Genomic DNA, 24104 nt, shown 5'->3' on the forward strand with positions numbered 1-24104 from the left:
CGCGCCGCGTACGTCGAACCGGCACACTCTGCGTACCTTGAAGGGGTGCGAGTGACACACACCTGGCCGAGCTGGTGGAGTCGGCATGATCGGGTCAGGGACGCGTTCCCGGCGGTGATGCTGGTGGGGCTCGCCGTGGGATCGAACGCCGTGGGCAAGACCAGTTGGCACCTCCCTCATCCCGACGGGGTCTGCTGGACGGTCCTGGCGTGCGCGCCGCTCGTCTTCCGCAGCCGTTGGCCGCTGGCCGTGCTGTGCGTGACGCTCGGAATCGACCTGGCCCACTTGGTGGACACGCCGTCGTACTGGCTGGTTCCGGCCGCGAGTCTGGTCGCGCTCTACACCTACGTGACCCACGCTCCGCGCCGAGCCGCCTGGATCGCGGGGCTCGCCGTGACCGCGGCGATCACCACCACCTACACGATCGCGTCGTCGCAGTCGGCGATCTCGGGACACACGCTCGCCAGGCTGGACCTGGGGATCGCCGCCACCGCCCTTGGAGACGCCGTGCGCAGGCGCCGTATTCGCCTTGCCCGGGTCGTGGCCCGTGCCGAGGAGGCCGAACGAACGCGGGAGGAAGAGGCCCGCCGTCGTGTCACCGAGGAACGTGTTCGCATAGCGCGCGAACTGCATGACGTCGTGGCGCACCACATCACCCTGGTCAACGCCCAGGCCGGGGTGGCCCAGTTCCTGATGCGGAGCGATCCTGACAGGGCGTACAAGGCGCTGGCCCACATCTCGGAGAACAGCCGCGCCGCGCTCGACGAACTCCGTGCCACGGTCGGTCTGCTCCGCCAGCCCGACGACGCCCCCGAGTCCCGTCAGCCGCTCCCGAGCCTCAGCGGACTCGACGCCCTGGTCGAGTCCTTCCGTACCAGTGGAATGCCTGTCGAGGTGGTGCGGTGCGGCGAGCCGGAGGCCGTGGCGCCCACCACCGACCTGACGGCGTATCGCATCGTCCAGGAGGCGCTCACCAACGCGCACAAGCACGCCGCGGCGGCCACGCACGTCCAAGTGGCCCTGGATTACCGGCCGGAGATCCTGCGGATCACCGTGACGGACGACGGCCGCCCCGGCCCGACGCGCGGTGCGGGCAGTGGGCACGGGCTGATGGGCATGCGCGAACGTGCCGCCGCGATCGGCGGCACCGTCACGGCCGGGCCCCGGCCGGAGGGCGGGTTCCGCGTCTTCGCCCTGCTCCCCGTCGCCCTTTCCCCGAAAGGCTATTGATGACCATCCGTGTCCTCCTCGCCGACGACCAGGCACTGCTCCGCGGTACCTTCCGGCTGCTCATCGAGGCCCAGCCGGACATGGAGGTCGTGGGGGAGGCGGCCAACGGCCGGGAAGCGGTCGAACTCGCTCGCAGTCAGCGGGCGGACATCGTGCTGATGGACATCCGTATGCCCGAGGTCGACGGCCTCGAAGCCACCCGGCTGATCGGTGAGGACGAGGACCTGGCGGGGGTGAAGGTCTTGGTGCTTACCACGTTCGAGGTGGACGAATTCGTCGTCGAGGCGCTGCGGGCCGGAGCCAGCGGGTTCCTCGGGAAGGGTGTCGAACCCGCCCAACTCCTGGACGCGGTGCGCCTGGTCGCGGAGGGGGAGGCGTTGTTGTCGCCCGCCGCGACCAGGGGACTGATCGCACGGTTCCTCTCGCAGCCGGTTCCGTACGGCCCTACGGATCCGGAACGGCTGGCCGCGTTGACGCCACGGGAGCGCGAGGTGATGGGCTTGGTGGCGAGGGGCCTGACCAACCAGGACATCGCCGAGCGGCTCTTCGTCACCCCGGTGACCGTCAAGACCCACCTGAACCGGGCCATGGCCAAGCTCGGCGCCAGAGACCGGGCGCAACTCGTCGTCATCGCCTACGAGACGGGAATGGTCCGCCCGGGTACCGCACAGCAGACCGAGGGATAGGGCGCGGGCTGGTGAGTACTCCGTCCGTCGGCACTGACCATGAGCGTCGGACACCTGAAGTCCACCCCGCACACGCGATCGGCGGCACGCGCCGACAGCTGTCCCGGTGACCGGCGACCTATATGTCAAGGAGCGGTTCGAGTTGGGCGGCCCACTCCGGGTACATGGCGGCCTTCTTCTCGTGCAGCGCCATGATCCTGCCGGCCAGCTCTGGGGCCATGTCGTCGGAAAGGTCGGGGCCGATGGAGATCTTGGCCAGGTGCGGGATGATCTCGGGATCTCCCGCCAGGTGGACCGGGTCGTGCATGTACCGCTCCAGCGCCGTCAAATCCTCGATGCCCACGCAGTAGGCGTGGGTGAGGCCGTCGGCGGGATCGCCCAGGCTCTGCCCGACGGTGGCGAACGAGACCGACTCGACGGACGCCGTTCGCCGCATCAGCGTGAGCACTTGGGCCTTCTGCTCCTCGGTGGTCCCGTCCTTGAAGGCGAAGCGCAGCATGTGAACGATCATGATTTCCCGCCCCTTGATTGAACTGATCGGTTTAGTAAATCTTCCTCATCAGTAAGGAAGTTAGAATGAACCCATGGGTTCAACAGCGTCAAGCGGTGGCAGAGGCGTCTCGCACGGGCGGGTCGACAAGCGGCAGGCGATTCTGGACGCCGCGTTCGCCGTCTTCGCGCGGCGCGGATACGCAGAGGCGTGCGTCCAGGAGATCGCGGAGGAGGCGCGCGTCGCCAAACCGACCGTCTACAACCACCTGAACGACAAGGAGACCCTCTTCCGCCACACCATCGAGGCAGCGGCCGACGCCCTGATGGCGGAGAACCTCGCGGTCGTCGAGCGGTTGCGTGAGCGCGCCCCGGACGGTGATCTGCGGATGGCGCTCGCGGACCTGGCCCAGCGGCTTCTGCGGATCTGCTGCGGTGAACGCGCCCGCGCGCTGCGCTGGTTGACCTACGCCCAGGTGGCGCGCTTCCCCGACCTGATCGAGACCGTGCAGGAGCGCACCGCGCACCGTCCCCGCGCGGCGCTCGCCGACCGGCTGGCCCGCCTCTCGCTCGCCGGCCGCCTGCGCCCGTGCGACCCGGAGCAGGCCGCCGAACACTTCCTCGCCCTGCTCACCGGCCCTTTGGAGGCCCGCTCCCGGCTGGGCACCCGGCGCGTCCCCGCCGCCGAACTCCGCGTCATCGCGGACACGGCCGTGGACACCTTCCTGCGCGCGTACGGGAGCGACTGAGCGGTCCGTCTGTCGCCGATGTCGGCTTCAGTTCAGGGGCGGGGCGGGCAGGAAGGGGCTGCCATGCTGACGGCTGATCAGGGACGTGAGGTGTGATCTCGTGTCTGCCGACCGTGCTCATTGATTGCTGAACGCCGCGTCGAACGCCGCCTGCGGCAGCGGCCAGAGCGCGGCGCGGATCCGGCCGACGGCCTCGGCCGCCCCGTGCAGTCGGTCCATCCCCGCGTCCTCCCATTCGACCGAGATCGGGCCTTCGTAGCCGATCGCGGCCAGGGCGCGGAACGCGTCCTCCCAGGGCATGTCGCCGTGGCCGACGGAGACGAAGTCCCAGCGTCGGCGCGGGTCGCCCCAGGGCAGGTGCGAGCCGAGGATGCCGGAACGGCCGTACGGCGGGCGGACTCGGGTGTCCTTGCAGTCCACGTGGTAGATGCGGTCCGCGAAGTCCGTGATGAAGCCGACGGGGTCGACGCCCTGCCAGATCATGTGCGAGGGGTCCCAGTTGAAGCCGAAGGCCGGGCGGCGGCCGATCGCTTCGAGGGTGCGCTCACTGGTCCAGTAGTCGTAGGCGATCTCGGACGGGTGGACCTCGTAGGCGAAGCGCACGCCCTCGGCGTCGAACACGTCGAGGATCGGGTTCCAGCGCCGCGCGAAGTCCTCGTACCCCTCGTCGATCACGGACTGGGGGACGGGCGGGAACATCGCCACGTACTTCCAGATCTTCGAGCCGGTGAACCCCACGACGGTGTCCGCGCCGAGCCTGCGCGCGACGCGGGCCGCCCGCTTCATGTCCTCGGCCGCACGCTGCCGTACGCCCTCCTGGTCGCCGTCGCCCCAGATCTCCGGGCGCAGGATCGCCTGGTGGCGGAAGTCGATCGGGTCGTCGCACACGGCCTGTCCGCCGAGGTGGTGGGAGATCGCCCAGACCTTCAACCCGTACTGTTCCAAGGTGTTCTGACGGTGCATCAGGTAATCGGGGTCGGCCTCCGCGCGCGCCAGGTCCAGGTGGTCGCCCGAGGCCGCGATCTCCAGGCCGTCGTATCCCCACTCGCTCGCCAGCCGCGCCACCTCCTCGAACGGCAGGTCCGCCCACTGGCCGGTGAAGAGGGTGACCGGTTGGCGTGCCGGTGCCTGGCTCTGGTTCATGGGAGGCCTCCTTGGCGTTCCAGATACTTTAGCTTAATCTGAGCAAAAGTCGGGTCTTCTGTGGTTGTTCATCGTCTTCTTTTGATTGATCTACGCAATATCGCGTGCCGGAACAGAGAGTCGAGGTCTGCCATGAGCAAGCTCCGCGTCGCCGTCGTGGGCACAGGTTTCATGGGGGCCGTCCATGCGCGGTCCGCCGTGGTGGCCGGTGCCGAGGTGGTCGGGATCGTCGGCTCGACGCCGGAGAAGGGGCGTCGGGCCGCGGCGGAGTTCGGGGTCGGCCGTGGCTTCGACTCCGTCGAGGACGTTCTCCGCCACGGGGTGGACATGGTGCATGTGTGCACACCCAACGCTACGCACGCCCGGTTCGCCCGCAGCGCACTCGGCGCCGGTGTCCCCGTCGTCTGCGAGAAACCCCTTGCCACCGATGCCGCCACCGCACGTGAACTCACCGAACTGGCGGCGGAGCGCGACCTGGTCACCGCCGTGCCGTTCGTGTACCGGTACTACGCCTCCGTACGCGAGGCGCGCGCTCGGCTGGCCCGGCCCGGACACCGGCCGCCGTGGCTGATCCACGGCAGCTATCTCCAGGACTGGCTCGCCGACGCCGAGGCCACCAACTGGCGTGTCGATCCGGTCGGTGGGGGAGCCACCCGCGCGTTCGGGGACATCGGCGTGCACTGGTGCGACCTCGCCGAGTTCGTGACGGGCCAGCGGATCACCAGGGTGAACGCGTCCTTCGCCCGCGCGGTTCCGGCCCGGCCGGCGGCCGACGGCACCCCGCGTCCCGTGGAGACCGAGGACGGCGCCGTCGTACTGCTCGAAACCGACGCCGGGGCCATCGGTTCCGTGGTGGTCAGCCAGGCCTCCGCCGGGTACAAGAACGCGCTGTCGTTCTCCTTCGACGGCCCGGACGCCAGTTACGCCTTCCGCCAGGAGACCCCCGAGTCGCTCTGGATCGGCGGCCGGGACGCCAACGAGGTGCTGCTGCGCGACCCCGCCCGGACCGGCGCTCCCACCGGGCGCGCGGCCATGCTGCCCGCCGGGCATCCGCAGGGCTACTACGAGTGCTTCGCGGACTTCACCGCCGAGGCCTACGCGGCGGTCCGGGGCGAGCGGGTGACGGGTCTGCCGACGTTCGCCGACGGGCTGCGGGCGGCCGAACTGGCGCGTGCCGTCGTCGAGTCGGCGCGGAGTGGCGGCTGGGTCGACGTCGGCGCGGTGGAGGGGGAGCGGTCCGCGTAGGGCGTTTCCGGTGAGTCCTGGCACCGCCGCTGCCGCCTCGGTCGCCGGGCGCCACCCGACCAGGAGCCAGCGGAATGGCGCAGGCGTTTCCGGGGTTCGAGGAGCCCGCCACGAGTTACAAGTGCGGGCTCAGCGTGCCGAGTTCGTCGGCGGGGCGGCGTCGAGGCGGACGGGGTCGGTGATCTTCTCGCCTCGCGCGCGGGCTCCGCGCGGGTCGCCCCGCGGGAGCCACCGGCTGAGCAAGTCGGGGTGCAGCAGTTCGTCCGTGGCGAGCGTGGCCGCTCCGACGACTCCGTCAGAGCGGTCCAACGCCTCATCGGCGAAGTGGAGTTGGTCCGTGGCCAGAGGCAGGGACCGTCGGGCCACGGCGTCCACGACGGGGCCGCGGAACACGTCGCCCGCCCGCGCCAGCGTCCCAGCGAGACAGACTGTCGACGGATTGAACACGCTGACGAGAGTTGCCAGTTGGGCACCCACCAACTCGCCTGCCCTGGTGACGAGTTCGGTGCACACCAGGTCTCCGGCCCGGCAGCCGTCGAGCACGTCGGTGACGGCCAGAGCCCCATCCGGACGCTCCAGCCGCTCCAGCCGCTCCGCGAGGAAGGCGCTCCGCCCCGCCAGGGCCGCGGAACGCGCGTCCCGGGCCAGCGCCCACCCGCCCGCGTACGCCTCCAGACAGCCGAACTTGCCGCACCGGCATCGGTGGCGGGACTCCTCGGCGACGATGGTGTGCCCGAGGTCTCCGGCGGCACCGCGCGCTCCCCGGTGCAGGCGCCCCCCGGAGATCAGGCCCAGGCCGATCCCGGTGCTCGCCTTGACGAGCAGGACGTTGTCACCGGCCGATTCCCGTGTCCTGCTCCAGGCGCCCAGCGCCATCAGGTTGGCGTCGTTGTCGACCCAGGCCGGCACGCCGTAGCGGGCTTCCAGCCGGTCGCGGAGGGGGAAGCCGTGCCAGCCGGCCATGATCGGCGGCTGGACGGGGACACCGCGCGCGAAGTCGACCGGACCGGGCACGCCCACGCACACCCCCCACAGCCGGGCTTGCAGCTCCGGGGTCAGGAGTTGGGCGGACACCTCCACCAGGGTGGCCAGGGATGCCTCGGGACCACGCTCGATGTCCCACGCCCCGCGCCGGTCGGCGATGACGGTCCCGTCGAGGTCCGTCACCGCGACGTGCAGATGGGCGGCGCCGAACACCGCGCCCAGGACGACACCGCGACCGGGCGCGATCCGCAGGATCCGCGAGGGCCGACCACCCGTGGACGGCGCCGACTCGCCCTCGACCACGAGCCCCACCCTGATCGCGTGGTCCACCCGTTGCGTGATGATCGTGCGGCCCAGTCCGCTCCGGCGACCGAGCTCGGGCCGGGTCATGCCCGCTTCGCTCCTGATCATGCTCAGGACCAGCGAGAGGGTCTGCGTGTGGTCGTTCATGCAGTGCTCTCTCCGTCGGCCGGGCCGCGACGCCACCGGCCGCTGTCACGTTCACATGACATCGTGCCAGGTGGGCGCCGCCTCGGAGAAGCCGACCGGCACGCCACGCAGGACCCGGTCTAAAGTGCGGCGAAGCCCGACTGGTAAGCGACGACGACCAGTTGGGCCCGGTCGCGTGCTCCCACCTTGGTCATGATCCGGTTGACATGTGTCTTCGCCGTGTACGGCGACACGACGAGTTGTTTCGCGATGTCGTCGTTGGACAGGCCTACGGCGACCAGGCCGAGGACCTCGCGCTCCCGATCCGTGAGGCGGTCCATGCCGAGCGGCACCGGCCGCGGTGCGTGGACGGGGCGGGCCAGGTAGTGGGCGATGAGTGCCCTGGTGGCCTTCGGGGAGAGGAGCTGCTCCCCGTGCGCCACGGTACGGATCCCGTCGAGCAGGGCGGCCGGCTGGACTCCCTTGCCGAGGAATCCGCTCGCACCGCCGCGCAGGGCCTCGAAGACGTACTCGTCGGCCTCGAAGGTGGTGAGGATCAGGACCTTCACCTCGGCGAGTTCGGGGGCGGCGGCGATGATCCGGGTGGCTTCGAGGCCGTCCATGTCGGGCATGCGGATGTCCATCAGGACGACATCCGGGCGGTGGTCCCAGGTACCGCGGGCCAGGGAGACGGCCTCGCGGCCGGTCCCCGCCTCGCCGATGACCTCCAGGTCGGGTTCCGCCTCGATGAGCATGCGGAATCCGGCGCGGATCACCGGTTGGTCGTCGGCCACCAGGACGCGGATGGTCATGTCGGGACTCCTTCGGCGGCAGGTGCCGAGATCGCGGGCTGTGGGTGGTCGGGCAGCAGGAGCCGTACCCGGAGGCGGAACGTGCCGTCGGGCTCGGGACCTGCGGACAGGGCGCCACCCGTCGCCTGGGCCCGTTCGCGGATGCCGGTGAGGCCGTGCCCCGTGCCGGTGCCACCGGTCGGCCCGGCGCGCATCGTGTTGCGGATGGTGATGTGCAGCGCGTTCGGCCCGTATTCCAGGAGGAGTTGGGCACCGGACGAGCCGCCGTGCTTGTGGGCGTTGGTGAGTCCTTCCTGGATGATCCGGTACGCGGCCAGGTCGGTGGCGGGCGGCAACGGGCGCGCTTCGCCCGCGACTTGCTGCCGGACGGCGAGACCGGCGGCGACGAACGATTCGAGGAGCTGGCCGAGGCGGGACAGGCCCGGGAGAGGTTCGGTCGGCAGGGGCTCGTCGTCGGACCGGCGCAGCACGTAAAGGAGTTGGCCCAGCTCGTCGAGTACCGTGCTGCCCGCCTCGTGGATGTGGCCGAGGGCGATCTCGACCTTGTCCGGCTGGGTGCGCGCGAGGTGGCTGGCGACACCGGCCTGAACGTTGATCAGGGCGATGTGGTGGGCGATCACATCGTGCAACTCCCTGGCGATGCGCAGTCGTTCCTCGGCGACCCGGCGGCGGGCCTCCTCCTCCAGCGTCGCTTCGGCGCGAGTGGCCCGTTCCTCGGCGGCGGTGACGTAGGCGCGCCAGGTGCGCACGCTGAAACCGATGGCGGCGGTCATCCCGACGAAGGCGACCACCCCGAAGGTCTCCCCGTTGACGGCCGAACCCGCGGTCCAGGCGTTGGCGACGTAGAGCGCGGCGATCGCGCCGACGGTGGCGACGGCCGCGCGTCGCGGCTGGGCCTCGGCGGTGACGGTGTACAGCGCGATCATCGCCGTGGACTCAAGCAGGTGCGCGGTCGAGGGCCCGGCCACGACCGAGGTCACCGCCCCGAGCAGGGCGAGAGCGAGCACGGTGAGCGGTGCCCGGCGGCGGGTGAGCAGCAGCATGAAAGTGACGCCGGCGGCTACGGCGTCACCGGCCGAGGGGGTTCGCCCCGACTTGCCCAGCGTGTTCAGCACTGTCGCGAAACTGGCGATCGCCGCCGCGAGGAGGGCGTCGAAGCGGTACGGGTGGGCCCGGATCGCCTTCCGCAGGGCCACCGCGCGCTTCACCGTCCCGGCGTACGGCGTGGCCGCGCCGCCCGGTGCCGTGAGGCGGTCGGGCGACGCGGCCACGCCGTACAGGTCAGGCATCGCGCCGCTTGAGCAGGGCCGCCGCACCCGTCAGCAGGACGGCGAGGAAGCAGACGAAGACTCCGAGCCCGGCCCACGGCTCCAGCGCGTCACCGCTGCCGCCGGTCTGGTCGGTGATGAACGCCTGCGCGGCGTTCATCGGCAGATACGGGAAGACGGCGTCGCTGATGCTCCCGGGCAGCAGCCGCAGCACGCTCGGCACCAGGAACAGCACACCGACCACGGCCGTGATCGACCCGGCGGTGTTGCGCAGCAGGACGCCCACCGCGAGGCCGACCAGACCGGCACCGGTCAGGTAGACGGCCGCACCGATGACGGCCCGCAGGGCGCCGGGGTCGGCCAAGGAGGCGCCCGGGAGACCGCGGGAGGCCAGGATCGCCTGACCGGCCAGGAACGACACGAGGCTCGCGGCGAACGTGAACGCGAGGCTGCCCGCGGCGAACACCGTCACCTTGGCCCACAGCACCGGCAGGCGGGCCGGGACGGCGGAGAGCGTGGAGCGGATGGTGCCGGTGGCGTACTCGCCGGTGGCCATGAGCACCCCGACCACCGCCGTGGCCAGCGCCGCCATCGTGACGCCGTAGAGGCTGTTCCACGTCGGGTCCTCCAGCCGGGGACCGTCACCGTTCGCCTTCACCACGAGGGAGGACACCAGGCCGAGGCCCACGGTGACCACGGCGGCGATGGAGAGGGTGTAGAAGGTGGACCGCAGCGACCAGAACTTGATCCACTCCATACGGACGACGTGCGGCAGGGTGACCCTCGAACTCGCGGTCCCGGCAAGTGTGTTGGCGCTCATCGGCTCGTTCCTCCCTGGGCGGCGAGCGGCGCCTGGGCCGAGCCCGCGTGGTACTCGACGGAGTCATGGGTGATCTCCATGAACGCCTCCTCCAGGGACGCCTCCCTGGGCGCGAGGTAGTGCAGGACGAGGCCCGCGCGGGCCGCGCGTTCCCCGATCTCGGACGCCTCAAGACCCTCCACGTCGAGTACGCCGGCCTCGGCACTGCTCACCGTCACGCCGTCGCCCAGCAGTACGTCCCGCAGTCGCGCGGCCTCGGGCGAGTGCACTTGGACGCTGCGCCTGGACGAGCGGGCGATGAAGTCGGCGATGGGACCGGCCGACAGCAGCCGGCCGCGTCCGATCACGATGAGGTCCTCGGCCGTCACCGCCATCTCGCTCATCAGGTGCGAGGAGACGAGGACCGTACGGCCGCGCTCGGCAAGTCCCTTGAGGACGTTGCGGATCCACAGCACGCCCTCCGGGTCCAAGCCGTTGACCGGCTCGTCCAGGATGATCGTCTTCGGATCCCCGAGGAGCGCCGTGGCGATGCCCAGCCGCTGCCCCATACCGAGGGAGAAGGCCCCGGCCCGCTTGCGCGCGACATCCTTGAGGCCGACCAGGTCGATGACCTCCAACACCCGTTCTGTTCCTATGCCGTTGCTGGCGGCGAGGGCCCGTAGGTGGTGATACGCGGAGCGGCCGGGGTGGACGGCCTTGGCCTCCAGCAGCGCGCCGATCTCGTGGAGCGGTGCCGCGTGCCGCACGTGCGGTTTCCCGTTGACGGTGACCGTGCCCGACGTCGGCCGGTCCAGCCCCATGATCATGCGCATGGTCGTCGACTTCCCCGCCCCGTTGGGACCGAGGAAGCCGGTCACGACCCCCGGCCGTACGGAGAAGCTCAGCGCGTCGACCGCGAGCTTCTCGCCGTACCTCTTGCTGAGGTTGTTGACCTCGATCATGTTGCTTCCTCCGACGGTGAAAGGTGTTCGGGCTCAACCGTCGCCTTTCAACGGCCCCTGGTCGTCGCCCCGTTGCGGACACCTGCCGTACCGCGAACGCAGTACGACACGTTCCGTGGGTGGGCAGCGCGAGGTCGTCCTCCGCTCCGGGATCGCGGACTCAGCCGAGTTCGGCGAGCCGGTGTACGGCGGGGGTGGCGTGGTCCTCGATCCAGCGGGCCGGTTCGGTGACGGGCGGGGAGACCATCACGGTGTCGATGCCGAGTGCCGCGTACCGGGCCATCTCCCGGGTGAAGGCGTCGAGGTCGCCCTCGCGGAGGGTGGGGCCTCCGTAGACGGCGGTCTTGCGGATCCGTTCGTAGTCCCGGCCCAGGTTGTCGCAGTGGCGGCGCAGTACGTCGAGCTTCCGCGCGGCCTCGGTGTGGCCGAACGTGATGAGGTTGCAGGCGTCCGCGTACTGGGCGACCAGCCGCAGCGTCTTCTTCTCTCCGTTGCCGCCGATCATGATCTCGGGGTGCGGGGTGCTCACCGGCGCGGGAACGCTCAGGGTCTCGGCGAGTCGGTAGTGCTTGCCCTCGAAGGGCCCGTTGGCCTCGGGGTCCCACATCTGGAGGCAGATCCGCAGGGTCTCCTCCAGACGCTCGAACCGTTCGGCCGTCGGCGGGAACGGCACACCGAGGCCGAGGTGTTCGCGCTCGTACCAGGCCGCACCGATACCGAGCGTGGCCCGGCCGCCGGACAGGACGTCGAGCGTCGTGACGATCTTGGCCAATAGGCCGGGATGACGGTACGTCACCCCGGTTACCAGCGCGCCGAGTTGGACCGTGGAGGTGTGCGCGGCGAGGAAGGAAAGGGTGGTGTAGGCCTCCAGCATGGGACTCTCGGGGCCGCCGATCTCGTCCATCTGGAAGTAGTGGTCCATCACCGATATCCACCCGACCCCGGCCGCTTCGGCGGCGGCGCCGACCGCTGCCAACTCCGCCCCGAGGCCCTTGGATTCGTTCGATCCGTCGAACCCGACGACGTTCATCCCCAGCCGCATGTCAGTCTCCTCGTAGCAACTCGTGGTAAGCCGTGCTGGTGCGTGGCGTGGCGATCAGGCCTGGTCGGGGGTCGCGCGGACGGCCGAGTCGGCCAGTGTCCTCACCTGGTCGGCGGGGACCGGCGTACCGGGTGTCCGCACGTACCAGCCGTACATCTCCTCCTGGCTCAGCCCCTCGGTGGGCTTGGCGTTGAAGTACGGCTCGACGTAGACCGGGGTGCCCGGCTCGCTGCGCCAGCTGTCGGCGAGGGTGCCGATGTCCACGGCGTCGTAGCCGAGCAGGTCCAGCAGGGCGGTCGCCTCCGCCTTGGCGTCCGCGCTGTCGCCGGCGATGGGCGGGGCGCTGCGGTCGTCGGCGCCGGCGGGCCGCGCCAGGCTGAACAGCCGCGCGAAGTCGATGTTGTTGAACGCCTTGACCACATGTGAGTCGGCCAGGTGTCCCTGCACCAGCTCGCTCGACCTCAGGTCGCTCGTGTCCAGCTCGGCGATGTGGCCGAAGCGGTCCGGGTAGTAGTTCATCGTGTCGAGCACCGTCCGGCCGGCCAGGGCGGTGGCGGGAAGCTTGGCGTAGGCGCTCAGCGGGATGGTCGCGACGACCAGGTCACCCGCTTCGGCGGCCTCGGCGGGGGTGGCCGCGCGGGCCCGCGGGCCGAGCTCGGCGATCAGGTCGGCGAGGCTCTCGGGACCGCGGGAGTTGCTCAGTACGACGTCCAGGCCGGCGGCGACGGCGAGGCGGGCCAGGGCACCGCCGATCATGCCGGCGCCGATGAGTCCGAGGGTCTTCGTCATGGGTGTCTCTCTTTCGCGGGTGTACGGATGTATGGGTGCGGGTGTGGGCTCAGCCGCGGAGGCTCGCGCCGCCGTCGATCGACCAGGACTGGCCGTTGATCCAGGCCGCGTCGTCGGAGAAGAGGAAGGCGGCCGCACCGGCCAGGTCCGCGGGCTCGCCCAGGCGGGGGCTTCGGCCGATTTCGAGAGCGTGGTCCAACTGCTCCTGGTCCAGGGCCCGCAGGAACTGCTCGCTGAGGACCATGCCGGGGGCGAGGACGTTGCAGCGAATGCCGTCCTTGCCCCAGCGGGAGGCTATGTGCCGGGTCAGCGCGTTGATGCCGGCCTTGGAGGCGGCGTAGGCGGGGCGGGTGGGCTCGCCGACCCAGGCCGCGCCGGAGGACGTGTTGACGATGACTCCGCCGCCCTGCCCGAGCAGATGCGGAAGGACGGCCCGGCAGGTGAGGGCGGAGCCGAGGAGGTTCACCTCGTGGGTGCGGCGCCATACCGCCGGGTCCATGTCCAAGAGGTCGGTGTCGCGGTCCATGGTCTCGGCCGAGAGGTCGGCTCCGACGTTGAGGAGACCGTCGATGCCGCCGAACTCCACCGCTGCCCGGTAGGCGAGAGCCTGGATCGACGTCTCGTCGCCGAGGTCGAACTCGATCGCGATCGCGGTTCCGCCCGCCTCGGTGATGCCCTTGGTGGTGGCCTCGGCCGCTGTGAGGTCGATGTCGCCGACGACGACCGAGGCGCCTTCCTCGGCCAGCCGCTCGGCCGTGGCGGCACCGATGCCGGTGGCGCCACCGGCTATCACGATCCTCTTGCCCCTGATGCCCCTCATGGGGTCGCTCCCGTCCTGGAGTGGAAAGCCACTGATGACTTCATCATCTATATATGAAACTCAGTGTCACACCAGCCACTATAGGCCAAGGATGCGGGGCAGGTCCGAGTGAGAGGTACGATCGCGAGGTGACCGGAGGACCACGTACGAAGACGAGAGACATCGCACGGGCTGCCGTGCGGTCGGAGCTGGCGCAGGCGGCCTATCAGCTGATTCGCCGCGAGGGCTTCGACAGGGTGACCGTCGATGATCTGGCGGCAGCCGCCGGAGTGTCCCGCAGTACCTTCATCAGGTACTTCGGGACCAAGGAGGACGCCGTCCTCGGCGCCGTCGAGGCGCAGGGCGAGATGCTCGCCGACGCTCTGCGGGCGCGGCCCGCCGAGGAGGACGACTGGACCGCGCTGAGACGCTCGCTGGACACGCTCATCGAGCCGTACGGCCAGGACCCGGTCGAGGCGCTCGCCGCGACGCGGCTCATCATGGACACCCCGGCCCTGTGCTCGCGGCAGCTGGAGAAGCAGAACAGCTGGCGCTCACCCCTGGCCCAGGCCCTCGCCGAACGTACCGATCCGCCGAGAACTGTCACATTGGCGCTGACGGTGAAGACCGCGGCGGCCCTGGACTGCCTGAACATCGCCCTGGACCACTGGACCGCGTCCGACGGTGAACACGACCTCGTGGCTCTGCTGGACGAGGCGTTCGCCGCACTCTCGCCGAGCTGAGCGGACCTCAGGCGATCCGGGCCAGGTCGGAACGCGACACCGGATGTGCGAGCGGTAGCCCGGCGGTGAGCCGGGCCACCTCCTCGACGGCGGTGCGGCCAAGACGTTCGAGTTCGTTGCCCGCGGATCCTGAGACATGCGGTGTGAGGAAGACGTTGGGCAGTTGGTGCAGCGGCGAGTCGGCCGGCAGCGGCTCGGGTTCGCTGACGTCCAGCACCGCGCGCAGGCGACCGCTCGTCAACTCCTCGGTGAGAGCCTCGGGGTCGATCAGCGCTCCGCGCGCGGTGTTGATCAGCGTGGCACCGTCCCGGATCAGCGCGAGCCGTCGCCGGTCCAGCATCCCGCGCGTCTCCGGGATGAGCGGTGCGTGCACGCTCACGATGTCGCTGTCGCGCAGCAGCGTGTCGAGGGGAACCAGCTCGGCGCCGAGTCCCTGAGCCTCCGCCGCGGTCGTGTACGGGTCGCTCAGCAGAATGCGGAAGTCGAACGGACGCAGTAGTTCGAGCACCCGCCGCCCCACTCTCGACGCGCCGATGATCCCGACACCGCGACCGTGGTTGCCCAGTCCGGCGTCACCGGCGAAATCGACGAACCGCGGGTGGGAACCGTCGGTCCGATAGCGCTCGCGCAGGCCGAACACGTCCTTGCCCGCGAAGAGGACGGCGGCCAGCGTGTACTCCGCCACCGGCAGGGCATTGGCCGACGCGGCGCTCGACACCGCGAGACCACGTGCCCAGCAGGCGTCCGTGACGATGCCGCGCACGCTGCCCGCCGTGTGCAGGACGGCGCGCAGCTTCGGTGCCTTGTGCAGGACGTCCTCGTCGATGGGTGGGCAGCCCCAGCCGGTGATCAGGAACTCCGTGTCCGCCAGCGGGTCGGCCATCGCCGGATCGTGGAAGTCCATGACGGCCAGATCGGCGTCCACCCGGACCAGTTCCTGGAGTCGGCGGAGCGTCGGTGGGGGGAACAGCCCGGGCAGGAAGGGCGGTGCGAAGGCGAGCAGTGCGGCGGGCATACGGATTCCTCACGAGTGCCGGTCAGGTGTCGCGCGGGGTGTAGATCAGATTCAGGAAGGCGTCGAGCGGCTGGACGATGTCCAGTTCGGGGTCGAGCAGCCACTGCAATTGCAGGCCGTTGAGCGTGGCCTGGAAGAGCACGGCCGCGACTTCCGGGGACAGGCCCTCCCGGAGTGGTCCCTCCTCCAGGTGCTCATGAGCACCCTGCGCGAACTGGGCCCGGCCTCGCTCGAAGCGATCCACGAAGTAGTCGTGAGCGGGGTGGTCCGGCCGGGAGGCCGCCGCGGCGAGTTCGATCCACAGGCGCATCAGCTCGGGCGCCGTCTGGTGGTGTCGCAGCAGTTCGGCGAGATAGGGCGCCATGGCCTCCAGGCGGCCGTTGACCCGCGCCTCGCCCTGCTCCCACTCCTCGGTGTCGCGCTGGGCGAGTACGGCGGTGAGTAGTTCGTCCTTGCTGCGGAAGTGGTGGAGGAGCCCGGCGTGGGTGATCCCGGCCCGCTCCGCGATGTCACGCAACGAGGCGCTCGCGTAACCGCGTTCGGCGAAACTGTCGCGCGCCGCCCGCACGATGTCGGCCCGGCGGGTCGCCGTCTTCGCGTAGGGCCCGCGTGCCCCTGTCTGACTCACGCTCGGCCCACCTTCCCCGGAGGTCTCACCGCCGGTGACTCCCGGCTGCGACTGTCCTGCCAATCATTACCACGCGGTCGGAATTTGTGTGAAGGGCGGCTGGAGCGGAATGTAACGCTCTGATCACGGGGGTGTTCGCGCTCTTCCCGGGGGCCCTGCGCGAGTCCTACGTTCTCTCGTGAAAACCAACCAACTGGTAAGTGTTGGTTGGATGAGCCGCACTGAGCGTTGCCCCACCCGCACTCGGAGGCATTCCGCATGTTGAAGCCCCGCTCCTCCGCCACCCGCGAACTCGTGCGGCTCGACGGCCTGTGGCGGTTCGCCACGGACACCGCCGTCGGTCCCCGGCCCTGGACCGGCCCACTCGACACGACCCTCGAAGCCGCCGTACCCGCCAGCTACAACGACCTGTTCACCGATCCCGCGATCCGTGACCACGTCGGTCAGGTGTGGTACCAGCGCCAGGTGCGCGTACCGCGGGGGTGGGCGGGGGAGCGGATCGTCCTGCGGCTGGAGGCCGCCACGCACGAGGGCACGGTGTACGTCGACGACGTCGCCGTGGCCCAACACACCGGCGGCTACACGCCGTTCGAGGCGGACATCACCGAACACGTAAGCCCTGGCGGGGAGTTCCGGCTCACGGTCGCGGTGAGCAACGAACTCACCGACACCACCATCCCGCCCGGCACGATCACCGTCGACCAGGACGGCCGACGCCGGCAGAAGTACCTGCACGACTTCTACAACTACGCGGGCCTGGCCCGCTCGGTGTGGCTCCACAGCGTCCCCGCCGTGCACATCGCCGACATCACGGTCACCACGGGGCTCGACGGCAGGACCGGAACCGTCGACTACTCGGTCGACACCAGCGAGTCGGCGTCGGTACGCGTCCGTGTCCTCGACGCCACGGGCACCGAGGTGGCGTCGGCCGACGGCCCAAGCGGCACTCTGCGGATCGACGCCGTGACACCGTGGCGACCGGGCGCGGCGTACCTCTACGGTCTCGTCGCCGAGATCACCGACGGGGACCGGATCCTCGACACCTACACGCAACCGTTCGGAGTGCGCACGGTCGAGATCGGGGACGGGAAGTTCCTCATCAACGGTGAGCCCTTCTACTTCACCGGCTTCGGCAAACACGAGGACGCGCCCGTGCGGGGGAAGGGCCACGACGACGCCTACCTCGTGCACGACTTCCAGCTCCTGGAGTGGATCGGCGCCAACTCCTTCCGCACCTCGCACTATCCGTACGCCGAGGAGGTGCTCGACTTCGCCGACCGGCACGGCATCGTCGTCATCGACGAGACCGCCGCTGTCGGCCTCAACCTCGCCGTCGAGGGAGGACTCGCCGGAGGACGACCGCACCGGCCCACGTTCTCGGACGACACGCTCAACGACGAGACCCGCGCCGCCCACGCCCAGGCGATCCGCGAGCTGATCGCCCGCGACAAGAACCACCCCAGCGTGGTGATGTGGTGCCTCTCGAACGAGCCGGCGTCCCACGAGGAGGGCTCCCGCGACTACTTCGAGCCGCTCGTCGAACTCACCCGGAAACTCGACCCGTCACGCCCGCTCGCCTACACCGCCTCGCTGTTCACGACGTACGAGAACGACCACATCGCCGACCTCTTCGACCTCGTCTGCCTCAACCGCTACCACGGCTGGTACCTCGCGACCGGCGACCTCGCCACCGCCGAGACCGCCATGGAAGCCGAACTGCACGCCTGGGTCGCGAAGTTCGGCAAGCCCATCCTCATGACCGAGTACGGCGCCGACGCCCTGCCCGGGCTGCACTCCGTGTGGGACACGCCGTGGACCGAGGAGTACCAGCTCGGTTTCCTGGAGGCCAACCACCGCGCGTTCGACCGCGTCGAGGCCGTCATCGGCGAACACGTCTGGAGCTTCGCCGACTTCCAGACCTCGCACGGAGTGCACCGCGTCGACGGCAACAAGAAGGGCGTCTTCACCCGCGACCGTCGTCCCAAGGCATCCGCCCACGCACTCCGTGCCCGTTGGGCACAACTCGGCGGTGGCAAACCGCACGTGGACTGATACCCCACTCAAGTCGTCCCCAAGGGAGCGGACATGGCAGCAGAAAGAGACAACGACGTTCGTATTCAAGGGAGTTCCGATGCCGAAGGTCGGTTATCGAGAGTCAGTCGACGGTCCGTCCTCGCCGCTACGGCGGCCGTCGTGACGGTGGCCCAAAGCGCCTCTACGGCCATGGCGGCCACACCGCCCAACTGGCACGCGGCGAAGCTCCCCCAGGAGGTCACCAAGACCGTCGATGCCTGGGCGCAGTCACCCTCGACGCACCCCCTGCTCGGTGACTGGCGGCGGGTCGGCCATCGCCGAGGCGCCCGTCGGCCCCGCGCCGCCGCCGGTGCACGTGTGGTGTCCGCCGCGGCCCTCGGCGTCCGGCCGGGCCGGTCCGGGGACGTAAGTGGCCTGCTGCAAGCGGCACTTGACGAGCTGGGAGCACGCGGCGGAGGCGTTCTGAAGCTCGAAGCCGGACGCTACGTCCTGGACAACCCACTGTTCGTGCACGACTCGCACGTCGTGCTGCGCGGCGCGGGCACCGACCGGACCACCCTGTACTTCTCCCGGCCGCTGGAGCAGAGCATCGGGCGGGCCTACGCGGGCCCCCAGAGCATCTGGTCGTGGACCGGCGGCCAGGTGTTCTTCGTGGCACGCGAGCGCTTCGCCGAGTCGAAGGCCGCGAACTGGACCGCCGCGCCCGGTACCGAACAATGGCTCGCCGGGCCGGTGTTGACCTCGCTGGAGCCCGCCGCCCGGGGATCGGACGTACTCCTCGTCGACGACAGCTCACAGCTCACCCCCGGCGAGATGGTGCTCGTCGAGGTCGACAACGTCCGCGACCACCGCCTGCTGCGGGAGATGGCGGGGGACGTCACGGGTGCGACGACGTACGACTGGGACACCGCGGCGCGGGCCCTCCTCGGCTATCGGACCTGGCAGTGGCCGGTCGTCGTGACGGAGGTGCTCACGTCGCGCACGGTCAGGATCGAGCAGCCCCTCCGGATCACCGTTCACCGGGAGACCCCCGCCCGGCTGCGGTCCTTGGGGCCGACCGTGCACGACAGCGGTGTCGAGAACCTGACCATCGAGAACGCACTCCTGCCCCAGACCGCGCACAACCTCAACCCGGGGTCCAACGGAGTCTGCTTCCAGGCCGTCCACGACTGCTGGGCCACGAACATCCGAGTGGCCAACGCAGACTGCGCGTTCGCCATGACCAGCGCCAAGTCGTGCACCCTGTCGGGCATTTCGAACCGGGGCCGGGCCAGTCACCACTTCGTCATCTGCCGGGTGCAGTCCCACGACAACCTCATCGAGAACTTCCTCATCGAGGACTTCTCGGTCCCGGTCGTGGCGGGCGCCTACTTCCACGGGCTCAACCTGGAGGGCCTCTCCAGCGGCAACGTCTACCGGCACGGCCGGATGCGGACGGGCACCTTCGACTCCCACCGCCAGATGCCGTTCGAGAACCTGCGCTCGGACATCACGCTGACCAACACCGTCGGTGTCCCCGGAGGCGCGTTCGACGCGGGCCCCCGCTACGGCGCCCGGACCGTGCACTGGGGTGTGACCGTCACCGGCGAGCGGACCGTCTGCGTCGAGGTGTCGGACGCGGCCCCTCGTTCTCTCACCGCGGGCATCACCGGTCTCCCACAGCCCGGATCAGGACTTGGCAATGAGTTCGGCGGCGATCTGGAGTCCGAACACCTCGCCTTCGGGGTCGAGTTGGCCGGAGCGAGGGATCTGCTGAACATCCAGCGAACGGTGGCCCCTCTCCCGGCCGCCCCGGGCTGACGCGCGCGAGGACGAGGGCCGCGGTCACCGCGAGCATCACGAGCGCGGCGCCGGAGAGCAGAAAGGCGTCCTTCGCGCCGGCCAGGGTGATCGCGGTCGAGGCCACGAGGGGCGAGACCGCCAGGGCGCCGGCGACCCCGGCCTCCCACAGGCCCAGTGCCTTGGCCAAGTGGTGGGCCGGAACCCGCTGTTGCACGAGCGCGATCAGTGGGATGTCGGTGAGCGCCGAAGCCATGCCGGTGGCGGCCAGGAGAACGGCGGCCACCGTGGTGGAGGTGACGGCCCCCAGCGGAGCACGGAAGATTCCGAGCACGGCCCAGGCGAGCACCGCCGCGAGCGCGAGCCTGCGGATGGGCAGGCGGGCCAGCAACAGCGCCCCGATCACTTCGGCCACCCCGGAGATCCCCAGCAGCAGGCCGTACCGGCCGCCCTGTCCTACGACGGTGACCAGTCCGACCGTCAGGAAACCGTTGGCCAGGGCGAGCGCGAGTACGAAGGTCACGATGACCACCAGCACATCGGGAGCGGCTCGTACGGCCTTCAGACCGGCCCCGAGGTCGGACCACAGCCCCGCCTGAGCGCCGGTCCACGTCGGGCGTTCCACGCGGATGGCCGCCACCGCGCCCGCCGAGACCACGAAGGTGAGTCCGTCGACCACCAGGACCAGTCGGAGCGAACCGTGGGCCAACAGAGGCGCGAGCATCAGCGGGCCGATGAAGAACGCGGCTCTGAAGGCCACCTGTAGCAGCCCGTTGGCCTGCTGGAGGCGGTCGACCGGCACGAGTTGCGTGACGATGGCGTTGCGGGCCGGCGCGAACGGGGCGCCGATCAGGGCGAGCAGCGCCGTCGTCGCCATGAGCAGGGGCAGGTTCAGCAGCCCGAAGGACAACAGCGCCACGGCTCCCGCGACCACGGCCAGCCGGGCCAGATCGCTGGCGATCATCAGCTTGCGGCGGTCGTGGCGGTCGGCGTAGGAAGCGACGACGAACGTGGCCACGAACGCCGGCGCGAACGCGGAGACGCTCACCAGAGCCACGGCGGCCGGGTCCTTCGTCAGGGACCAGGCCAGCCAGGCGGTCGCGGCGGTGTACAGACCGTCGCCGAAGCGCGAGACGCCCTGACCGGCGAAAAGGAGCAGGAAGTCGCGGTCCTTCAGCAGTGACATGCCACCACTGTGGGATCCCTGCCACCCGCGAACTACTTATTAGGCAGAGAGCTAATCGCCGCGTCCGTGGCGGTGTTCGTCGCTGTGTTCATCGCTGTGCAGGAAGTCGTCCAGACTGGGGCCGAGGCCCGCCAGTCGCCCGGGAGCGAGCCGGTAGAGGACGTAATAGCCCTCGCGTCGGCGCTCCAGCAGTCCCGCGTCGGCCATGACGCGCAGGTGTTTGGACAGAGCCGCCTCGCTGATGCCGACCAGCGGAGCCAACTCCTGGGTGCTGCGCGGGCGTTCGGCGATCAGCCGCAGGGCGCGCAACCGGGTGTCGTCGGCGAGCGCCCGGAGGATGCCGACGAGTTGTGCGGGCGGAATCCTCGGGCGGGCCTCCCTGGCGATGGACGAGACGGGGAAGACGAGTCCGAGCGGCCAGGGGCCGTCGCAGTTGACGCGTACGTGCGGCCAGACGTAGGTGCTGGGAGCGAGCACGAACGTGTCGTCCGGGCCGATGAGGACCTCGTGGCCGTGCGGGCGCTCCAGCCAGAAGCTCTCGGTGCGGGGGTCGCTGCGCACCTCTGGCCACAGGCCGCGGAGCATGCCGTAGAGACCGCGCTGTTCGATCTGGTGACCGGCCTCGCTGACACCGGCGGCCAGATCGGGTTCGATCCGAGCCCATTCGTCCTCGAACGCCTCCCGCCAGTAGCGCTCCAGCATGCCGAGGAACCGCTCCAGCAGTGCGTGCGGGTCGTCCACGAGCATCACGGCGAGCGCCTCGTCGCCGCTCTCCCGCAGTGCCAGTTCCCGCAGCCGGGTCCGGGCCTCCGGCCCGTCCAGGATCCGCGGGTCCCTGCCCTGGGCGTCGCCGGGCCAGGGCGTGAGCAGAGGGACCGCGAACTCCAGCCGGACCAGATCCGGATCCAGGGTTCGCAACGCGGCGAGTTCGCCCGCGAAGTCCGGCAGCCCACCGGTGGGCCGCGGGAAGAGGAACTCGGGGAAGTACGAGCGCACCGTGTACGCGAACACGTCGATCTCCCGCTTCAACGCGGGGGACAGTCCGCGCATCGCCCGTACCCAGCCGTGCTGGACCGGGTGGTGCCTGGGCTCGACGAGCACGTGGAGGCTCAGCACGGCTTCCATCGCCGGTGAATAGGCGAACGCCACTCGCTCGGCCCCGCCGACGGGGACCCGGAACACGATCGTCATGACATCTCATCCTCCATGCAGAACCCAAGGCGCGAACTTGACACTGAGGTTCATACTTGACATTGTATGGCTCAGTTGGATTTCAGGTTCGTGAAAGGAGCGGCGCATGCGAGAGATCAGTACGTCCGTCCATATCGGCGCGAGTCCCGAGCTGGTGTGGGATGTCCTGACCGACTTCGCCCGGTATCCGGAGTGGAATCCGTACATTCGCGCGCTGTCGGGCGAGGTCTACGTCGGGGCCACGCTGGCCGTCCGGACGCAGCCCGCCAAGGGACGACCGGTCAACTTCAAGGCGCGGGTGACGACCGTGACGGAGGGCGTCGAACTCCGCTGGGCCGGCGGACTTCCCGTCCCGGGCCTCTTCGGCGGTGACCACGGCTTCACCCTCCAGCCGTACGACGGCGGGACGCGGGTGGTCCAGGACGAGCGTTTCTCGGGGCTGCTGATACCGGTGATGAGCGGCGTCATCAGCCGGACGCTGGAGAACTTCGAGCGGATGAACCAGCCCCTCAAGGCGTGGGCGGAGGCCAAGTCCGCGGCCGAGGTGGGGCGTTGACGCCACCGGCGGCGCCGACTCGACCGACACCACATCCTCGACCGACCAGCGGACGAAAGCCCGTTGAGGCTTCTGAAGGGAACGACTGACATGAGATTCCTCCTCCTCGGTGCCTCCGGCACGACCGGTGGCCTGTTCATCGACGCGGCGACCGCCGCCGGACACGAGGTGGTCGCGTTCGTGCGCGACCCCGCCAGGTTCACCCCCCGGGCGAGGGTGACCGCGGTCGCCGGGGACGTCCGCGACGCCGACGCGCTGGCCGAGGCCATGAAGGGCGTGGACGCGGTGGTGAGCACCCTCGGCATCGGCAAGGCCAAGAACCCCGCGAACCTGATCACCGACAGCACGCGGGCGCTCGTCCAGGCCGCCCAGGACAGCGGCACCAAACGGGTACTGATCATGTCCGCGTTCGGCGTCGGAGACTCGCTGGCCAAGGCTTCCGGAATCCTCCGGTTCATGTACAAGGGCGGCCGGACGACCTTCGCGGACAAGGCCGCAGGCGAGCGGATCCTCACCAACTCGGACCTGGACTGGACACTCGTCTACCCGGTGCTGCTCACCAACAAGCCGGTCACGGCGGTCCGGGCCATCGACCTGGAGCGGCTCGACCGTCTCCCCGGCGTGCCCAGGATCTCCCGCGCCGACGTCGCCGCGTTCCTGCTCGGCGCCGCCGTCGAAGGAACCTGGTCCCGACGTACCGCGGTACTCACCAGGAACGGCTGAACACGAGAGGCGGGGTGAGGTGAGGGGAGAAGTGCGTACGCCCACGCGGGACATCGCGCGGGCCGCCGTACGGGCCGAACTCGCCCAGGTGGCTTTCGACTTGTTCCGCCGCGACGGCTTCGACAACGTGACCGTCAGCGACCTCGCCGCGGCGGCGGGGGTGTCGCGGAGCACGTTCCTGCGGTACTTCGACACGAAGGAGGACGCTGTCCTCGGCGCGATCGACACCCAGGGCGTCCAGGTCGCCGAAGCCCTGCGTGCCCGGCCCGCCGACGAGGACGACTGGACGGCACTGAGGCGCGCGCTGGACACTGTGACCGAGCCCTACCAGCAGTCCCCGGTCACGGCGCTCGCATCCGCCCGGCTCGTCGCGGGCACCCCCGCCCTGTGCGCGAGGCAGTGGGAGAAACAGAACGGCTGGCGCGTCGCCCTGGCCCGGGCCCTCGCCGAACGCACCGCACCGCCCGGCCCCGCGCGCACGCCACTGTCCCTGTCGGTCAAGGCCGGTGCCGCACTGGAGTGCCTCAACACCGCGCTCGACCACTGGACGGCGTCCGAAGGCCATCTGGACCTCGTCGACCTACTGGACGAGGCCTTCGCCGCGCTGACGGTTCGGTAGACGTCCCCTTTCGCCGGGACCGGGACACCCGTCCCGTCAGGACCTGACGTCCACCAGGACGCCGTCCTGCGGGCGCGGCGCCTCGCGGATCACGTCGTCGGCGAAACCGAAGCCCTGGAACTCGGCGGTGGAGGTCCGCCGAGCAGGCCCGGCCGTCACGGCCGGGCCTGCTCGCGATGGTGAGGTGATGACGGTCGTCGGCAG

The 24104-nt window shown here is 70.1% G+C and carries 24 protein-coding genes; 9 read left to right on the forward strand and 15 right to left on the reverse strand.

Annotation, left to right across the window (positions count from 1 at the left end; translation table 11 throughout):
- Nucleotides 1-51: 51 nt before the first annotated feature.
- Both ACWIHT_RS15720 and ACWIHT_RS15725 read left to right on the forward strand, forming a co-directional pair.
- Complete coding sequence (locus ACWIHT_RS15720) at nucleotides 52-1230, forward strand: sensor histidine kinase (RefSeq protein WP_456168417.1); 1179 nt, start codon at nucleotides 52-54, stop codon at nucleotides 1228-1230.
- Complete coding sequence (locus tag ACWIHT_RS15725) at nucleotides 1230-1916, forward strand: response regulator (protein WP_456168419.1); 687 nt, start codon at nucleotides 1230-1232, stop codon at nucleotides 1914-1916. The genes ACWIHT_RS15720 and ACWIHT_RS15725 overlap by 1 nt, the downstream gene beginning before the upstream one ends.
- A gap of 118 nt (nucleotides 1917-2034) precedes the next feature.
- On the opposite strand, the gene ACWIHT_RS15730 is transcribed toward ACWIHT_RS15725, so the two are convergent.
- Nucleotides 2035-2427, reverse strand: coding sequence for a Dabb family protein (locus tag ACWIHT_RS15730; RefSeq protein WP_456168421.1), 393 nt, complete (start codon nucleotides 2425-2427; stop codon nucleotides 2035-2037).
- 73 nt (nucleotides 2428-2500) lie between these two features.
- Between ACWIHT_RS15730 and ACWIHT_RS15735 the strand changes: the two genes are divergently transcribed.
- Nucleotides 2501-3154, forward strand: a complete 654-nt coding sequence (locus ACWIHT_RS15735; RefSeq protein ID WP_456168423.1) for a TetR/AcrR family transcriptional regulator — start codon at nucleotides 2501-2503, stop codon at nucleotides 3152-3154.
- 117 nt (nucleotides 3155-3271) lie between these two features.
- Here ACWIHT_RS15735 and ACWIHT_RS15740 read toward each other — a convergent pair whose 3' ends face one another.
- Nucleotides 3272-4297: a sugar phosphate isomerase/epimerase family protein gene (locus ACWIHT_RS15740; protein ID WP_456168425.1), complete on the reverse strand. Its 1026-nt coding sequence runs from the start codon at nucleotides 4295-4297 to the stop codon at nucleotides 3272-3274.
- Between the two features lie 132 nt (nucleotides 4298-4429).
- Between ACWIHT_RS15740 and ACWIHT_RS15745 the strand changes: the two genes are divergently transcribed.
- On the forward strand, nucleotides 4430-5542 hold the full coding sequence (locus ACWIHT_RS15745; protein WP_456168427.1) for a Gfo/Idh/MocA family protein: 1113 nt from the start codon (nucleotides 4430-4432) through the stop codon (nucleotides 5540-5542).
- Between the two features lie 129 nt (nucleotides 5543-5671).
- On the opposite strand, the gene ACWIHT_RS15750 is transcribed toward ACWIHT_RS15745, so the two are convergent.
- From ACWIHT_RS15750 to ACWIHT_RS15785, 8 genes are all read right to left on the reverse strand, one after another.
- Complete coding sequence (locus ACWIHT_RS15750; RefSeq protein ID WP_456168429.1) at nucleotides 5672-6976, reverse strand: ROK family protein; 1305 nt, start codon at nucleotides 6974-6976, stop codon at nucleotides 5672-5674.
- Between the two features lie 119 nt (nucleotides 6977-7095).
- Nucleotides 7096-7767, reverse strand: coding sequence for a response regulator (locus ACWIHT_RS15755; RefSeq protein ID WP_456168431.1), 672 nt, complete (start codon nucleotides 7765-7767; stop codon nucleotides 7096-7098).
- Nucleotides 7764-9056 carry a sensor histidine kinase gene (locus tag ACWIHT_RS15760; RefSeq protein ID WP_456168433.1) on the reverse strand — a complete coding sequence of 431 codons (1293 nt, stop codon included), beginning with the start codon at nucleotides 9054-9056 and terminating at the stop codon, nucleotides 7764-7766. Before ACWIHT_RS15760 ends, ACWIHT_RS15755 begins: the two co-directional genes overlap by 4 nt.
- Entirely contained in the window at nucleotides 9049-9855 is an 807-nt protein-coding gene (locus ACWIHT_RS15765) for an ABC transporter permease (protein ID WP_456168435.1), read from the reverse strand. The genes ACWIHT_RS15760 and ACWIHT_RS15765 overlap by 8 nt, the downstream gene beginning before the upstream one ends.
- Nucleotides 9852-10796 carry an ABC transporter ATP-binding protein gene (locus ACWIHT_RS15770; RefSeq protein ID WP_456168437.1) on the reverse strand — a complete coding sequence of 315 codons (945 nt, stop codon included), beginning with the start codon at nucleotides 10794-10796 and terminating at the stop codon, nucleotides 9852-9854. Before ACWIHT_RS15770 ends, ACWIHT_RS15765 begins: the two co-directional genes overlap by 4 nt.
- A gap of 160 nt (nucleotides 10797-10956) precedes the next feature.
- On the reverse strand, nucleotides 10957-11838 hold the full coding sequence (locus tag ACWIHT_RS15775; RefSeq protein WP_456168439.1) for an LLM class F420-dependent oxidoreductase: 882 nt from the start codon (nucleotides 11836-11838) through the stop codon (nucleotides 10957-10959).
- A 54-nt stretch (nucleotides 11839-11892) separates the two neighbouring features.
- The gene (locus tag ACWIHT_RS15780) at nucleotides 11893-12627 is read right to left on the reverse strand and encodes an NADPH-dependent F420 reductase (RefSeq protein WP_456168441.1); all 735 of its coding nucleotides are present in this window, start codon (nucleotides 12625-12627) and stop codon (nucleotides 11893-11895) included.
- Nucleotides 12628-12676: 49 nt separating this feature from the next.
- Nucleotides 12677-13447, reverse strand: a complete 771-nt coding sequence (locus ACWIHT_RS15785; protein WP_456168443.1) for an SDR family NAD(P)-dependent oxidoreductase — start codon at nucleotides 13445-13447, stop codon at nucleotides 12677-12679.
- A 128-nt stretch (nucleotides 13448-13575) separates the two neighbouring features.
- Between ACWIHT_RS15785 and ACWIHT_RS15790 the strand changes: the two genes are divergently transcribed.
- Nucleotides 13576-14169 carry a TetR family transcriptional regulator gene (locus tag ACWIHT_RS15790; protein ID WP_456168445.1) on the forward strand — a complete coding sequence of 198 codons (594 nt, stop codon included), beginning with the start codon at nucleotides 13576-13578 and terminating at the stop codon, nucleotides 14167-14169.
- Nucleotides 14170-14176: 7 nt separating this feature from the next.
- Here the strand turns inward: ACWIHT_RS15790 and ACWIHT_RS15795 are convergent, their stop codons facing one another.
- Nucleotides 14177-15184, reverse strand: coding sequence for a hydroxyacid dehydrogenase (locus ACWIHT_RS15795; protein ID WP_456168447.1), 1008 nt, complete (start codon nucleotides 15182-15184; stop codon nucleotides 14177-14179).
- Between the two features lie 22 nt (nucleotides 15185-15206).
- Nucleotides 15207-15812, reverse strand: a complete 606-nt coding sequence (locus ACWIHT_RS15800) for a TetR/AcrR family transcriptional regulator (protein ID WP_456168449.1) — start codon at nucleotides 15810-15812, stop codon at nucleotides 15207-15209.
- A gap of 258 nt (nucleotides 15813-16070) precedes the next feature.
- Here ACWIHT_RS15800 and uidA point away from each other — a divergent pair, with 258 nt between their 5' ends.
- The gene (gene uidA, locus ACWIHT_RS15805) at nucleotides 16071-17864 is read left to right on the forward strand and encodes a beta-glucuronidase (RefSeq protein WP_456168451.1); all 1794 of its coding nucleotides are present in this window, start codon (nucleotides 16071-16073) and stop codon (nucleotides 17862-17864) included.
- Between the two features lie 1627 nt (nucleotides 17865-19491).
- Here uidA and ACWIHT_RS15810 read toward each other — a convergent pair.
- Together ACWIHT_RS15810 and ACWIHT_RS15815 are read right to left on the reverse strand one after the other, a co-directional pair.
- The gene (locus ACWIHT_RS15810; protein ID WP_456168453.1) at nucleotides 19492-20811 is read right to left on the reverse strand and encodes an MFS transporter; all 1320 of its coding nucleotides are present in this window, start codon (nucleotides 20809-20811) and stop codon (nucleotides 19492-19494) included.
- A gap of 51 nt (nucleotides 20812-20862) precedes the next feature.
- On the reverse strand, nucleotides 20863-22002 hold the full coding sequence (locus ACWIHT_RS15815) for a DUF5937 family protein (RefSeq protein WP_456168455.1): 1140 nt from the start codon (nucleotides 22000-22002) through the stop codon (nucleotides 20863-20865).
- 106 nt (nucleotides 22003-22108) lie between these two features.
- Here ACWIHT_RS15815 and ACWIHT_RS15820 point away from each other — a divergent pair, with 106 nt between their 5' ends.
- The 3 genes from ACWIHT_RS15820 to ACWIHT_RS15830 all read left to right on the forward strand — a co-directional run bounded on the left by ACWIHT_RS15820 (nucleotide 22109) and on the right by ACWIHT_RS15830 (nucleotide 23900).
- On the forward strand, nucleotides 22109-22558 hold the full coding sequence (locus tag ACWIHT_RS15820) for an SRPBCC family protein (protein ID WP_456168457.1): 450 nt from the start codon (nucleotides 22109-22111) through the stop codon (nucleotides 22556-22558).
- 90 nt (nucleotides 22559-22648) lie between these two features.
- Nucleotides 22649-23281: an NAD(P)-dependent oxidoreductase gene (locus ACWIHT_RS15825; RefSeq protein WP_456168459.1), complete on the forward strand. Its 633-nt coding sequence runs from the start codon at nucleotides 22649-22651 to the stop codon at nucleotides 23279-23281.
- Nucleotides 23282-23312: 31 nt separating this feature from the next.
- The gene (locus tag ACWIHT_RS15830) at nucleotides 23313-23900 is read left to right on the forward strand and encodes a TetR family transcriptional regulator (protein ID WP_456168461.1); all 588 of its coding nucleotides are present in this window, start codon (nucleotides 23313-23315) and stop codon (nucleotides 23898-23900) included.
- A gap of 36 nt (nucleotides 23901-23936) precedes the next feature.
- Here the strand turns inward: ACWIHT_RS15830 and ACWIHT_RS15835 are convergent, their stop codons facing one another.
- Nucleotides 23937-24059, reverse strand: a complete 123-nt coding sequence (locus ACWIHT_RS15835) for a hypothetical protein (protein WP_456168463.1) — start codon at nucleotides 24057-24059, stop codon at nucleotides 23937-23939.
- Nucleotides 24060-24104: the final 45 nt, after the last annotated feature.

The organism is Streptomyces sp. NPDC002276 (assembly GCF_053891435.1).

Bases quoted from the DNA above. Each gene is read 5' to 3' on its own strand.
- ACWIHT_RS15815 (WP_456168455.1), bottom strand. From the start codon at position 22,002: ATGACGATCGTGTTCCGGGTCCCCGTCGGCGGGGCCGAGCGAGTGGCG.
- ACWIHT_RS15765 (WP_456168435.1), bottom strand. From the start codon at position 9,855: ATGAGCGCCAACACACTTGCCGGGACCGCGAGTTCGAGGGTCACCCTG.
- ACWIHT_RS15750 (WP_456168429.1), bottom strand. From the start codon at position 6,976: ATGAACGACCACACGCAGACCCTCTCGCTGGTCCTGAGCATGATCAGG.
- ACWIHT_RS15735 (WP_456168423.1), top strand. From the start codon at position 2,501: ATGGGTTCAACAGCGTCAAGCGGTGGCAGAGGCGTCTCGCACGGGCGG.
- uidA (WP_456168451.1), top strand. From the start codon at position 16,071: ATGTTGAAGCCCCGCTCCTCCGCCACCCGCGAACTCGTGCGGCTCGAC.
- ACWIHT_RS15740 (WP_456168425.1), bottom strand. From the start codon at position 4,297: ATGAACCAGAGCCAGGCACCGGCACGCCAACCGGTCACCCTCTTCACC.
- ACWIHT_RS15825 (WP_456168459.1), top strand. From the start codon at position 22,649: ATGAGATTCCTCCTCCTCGGTGCCTCCGGCACGACCGGTGGCCTGTTC.
- ACWIHT_RS15745 (WP_456168427.1), top strand. From the start codon at position 4,430: ATGAGCAAGCTCCGCGTCGCCGTCGTGGGCACAGGTTTCATGGGGGCC.
- ACWIHT_RS15755 (WP_456168431.1), bottom strand. From the start codon at position 7,767: ATGACCATCCGCGTCCTGGTGGCCGACGACCAACCGGTGATCCGCGCC.
- ACWIHT_RS15780 (WP_456168441.1), bottom strand. From the start codon at position 12,627: ATGACGAAGACCCTCGGACTCATCGGCGCCGGCATGATCGGCGGTGCC.
- ACWIHT_RS15760 (WP_456168433.1), bottom strand. From the start codon at position 9,056: ATGCCTGACCTGTACGGCGTGGCCGCGTCGCCCGACCGCCTCACGGCA.
- ACWIHT_RS15725 (WP_456168419.1), top strand. From the start codon at position 1,230: ATGACCATCCGTGTCCTCCTCGCCGACGACCAGGCACTGCTCCGCGGT.
- ACWIHT_RS15795 (WP_456168447.1), bottom strand. From the start codon at position 15,184: ATGCCCGCCGCACTGCTCGCCTTCGCACCGCCCTTCCTGCCCGGGCTG.
- ACWIHT_RS15810 (WP_456168453.1), bottom strand. From the start codon at position 20,811: ATGTCACTGCTGAAGGACCGCGACTTCCTGCTCCTTTTCGCCGGTCAG.
- ACWIHT_RS15785 (WP_456168443.1), bottom strand. From the start codon at position 13,447: ATGAGGGGCATCAGGGGCAAGAGGATCGTGATAGCCGGTGGCGCCACC.
- ACWIHT_RS15730 (WP_456168421.1), bottom strand. From the start codon at position 2,427: ATGATCGTTCACATGCTGCGCTTCGCCTTCAAGGACGGGACCACCGAG.
- ACWIHT_RS15770 (WP_456168437.1), bottom strand. From the start codon at position 10,796: ATGATCGAGGTCAACAACCTCAGCAAGAGGTACGGCGAGAAGCTCGCG.
- ACWIHT_RS15820 (WP_456168457.1), top strand. From the start codon at position 22,109: ATGCGAGAGATCAGTACGTCCGTCCATATCGGCGCGAGTCCCGAGCTG.
- ACWIHT_RS15775 (WP_456168439.1), bottom strand. From the start codon at position 11,838: ATGCGGCTGGGGATGAACGTCGTCGGGTTCGACGGATCGAACGAATCC.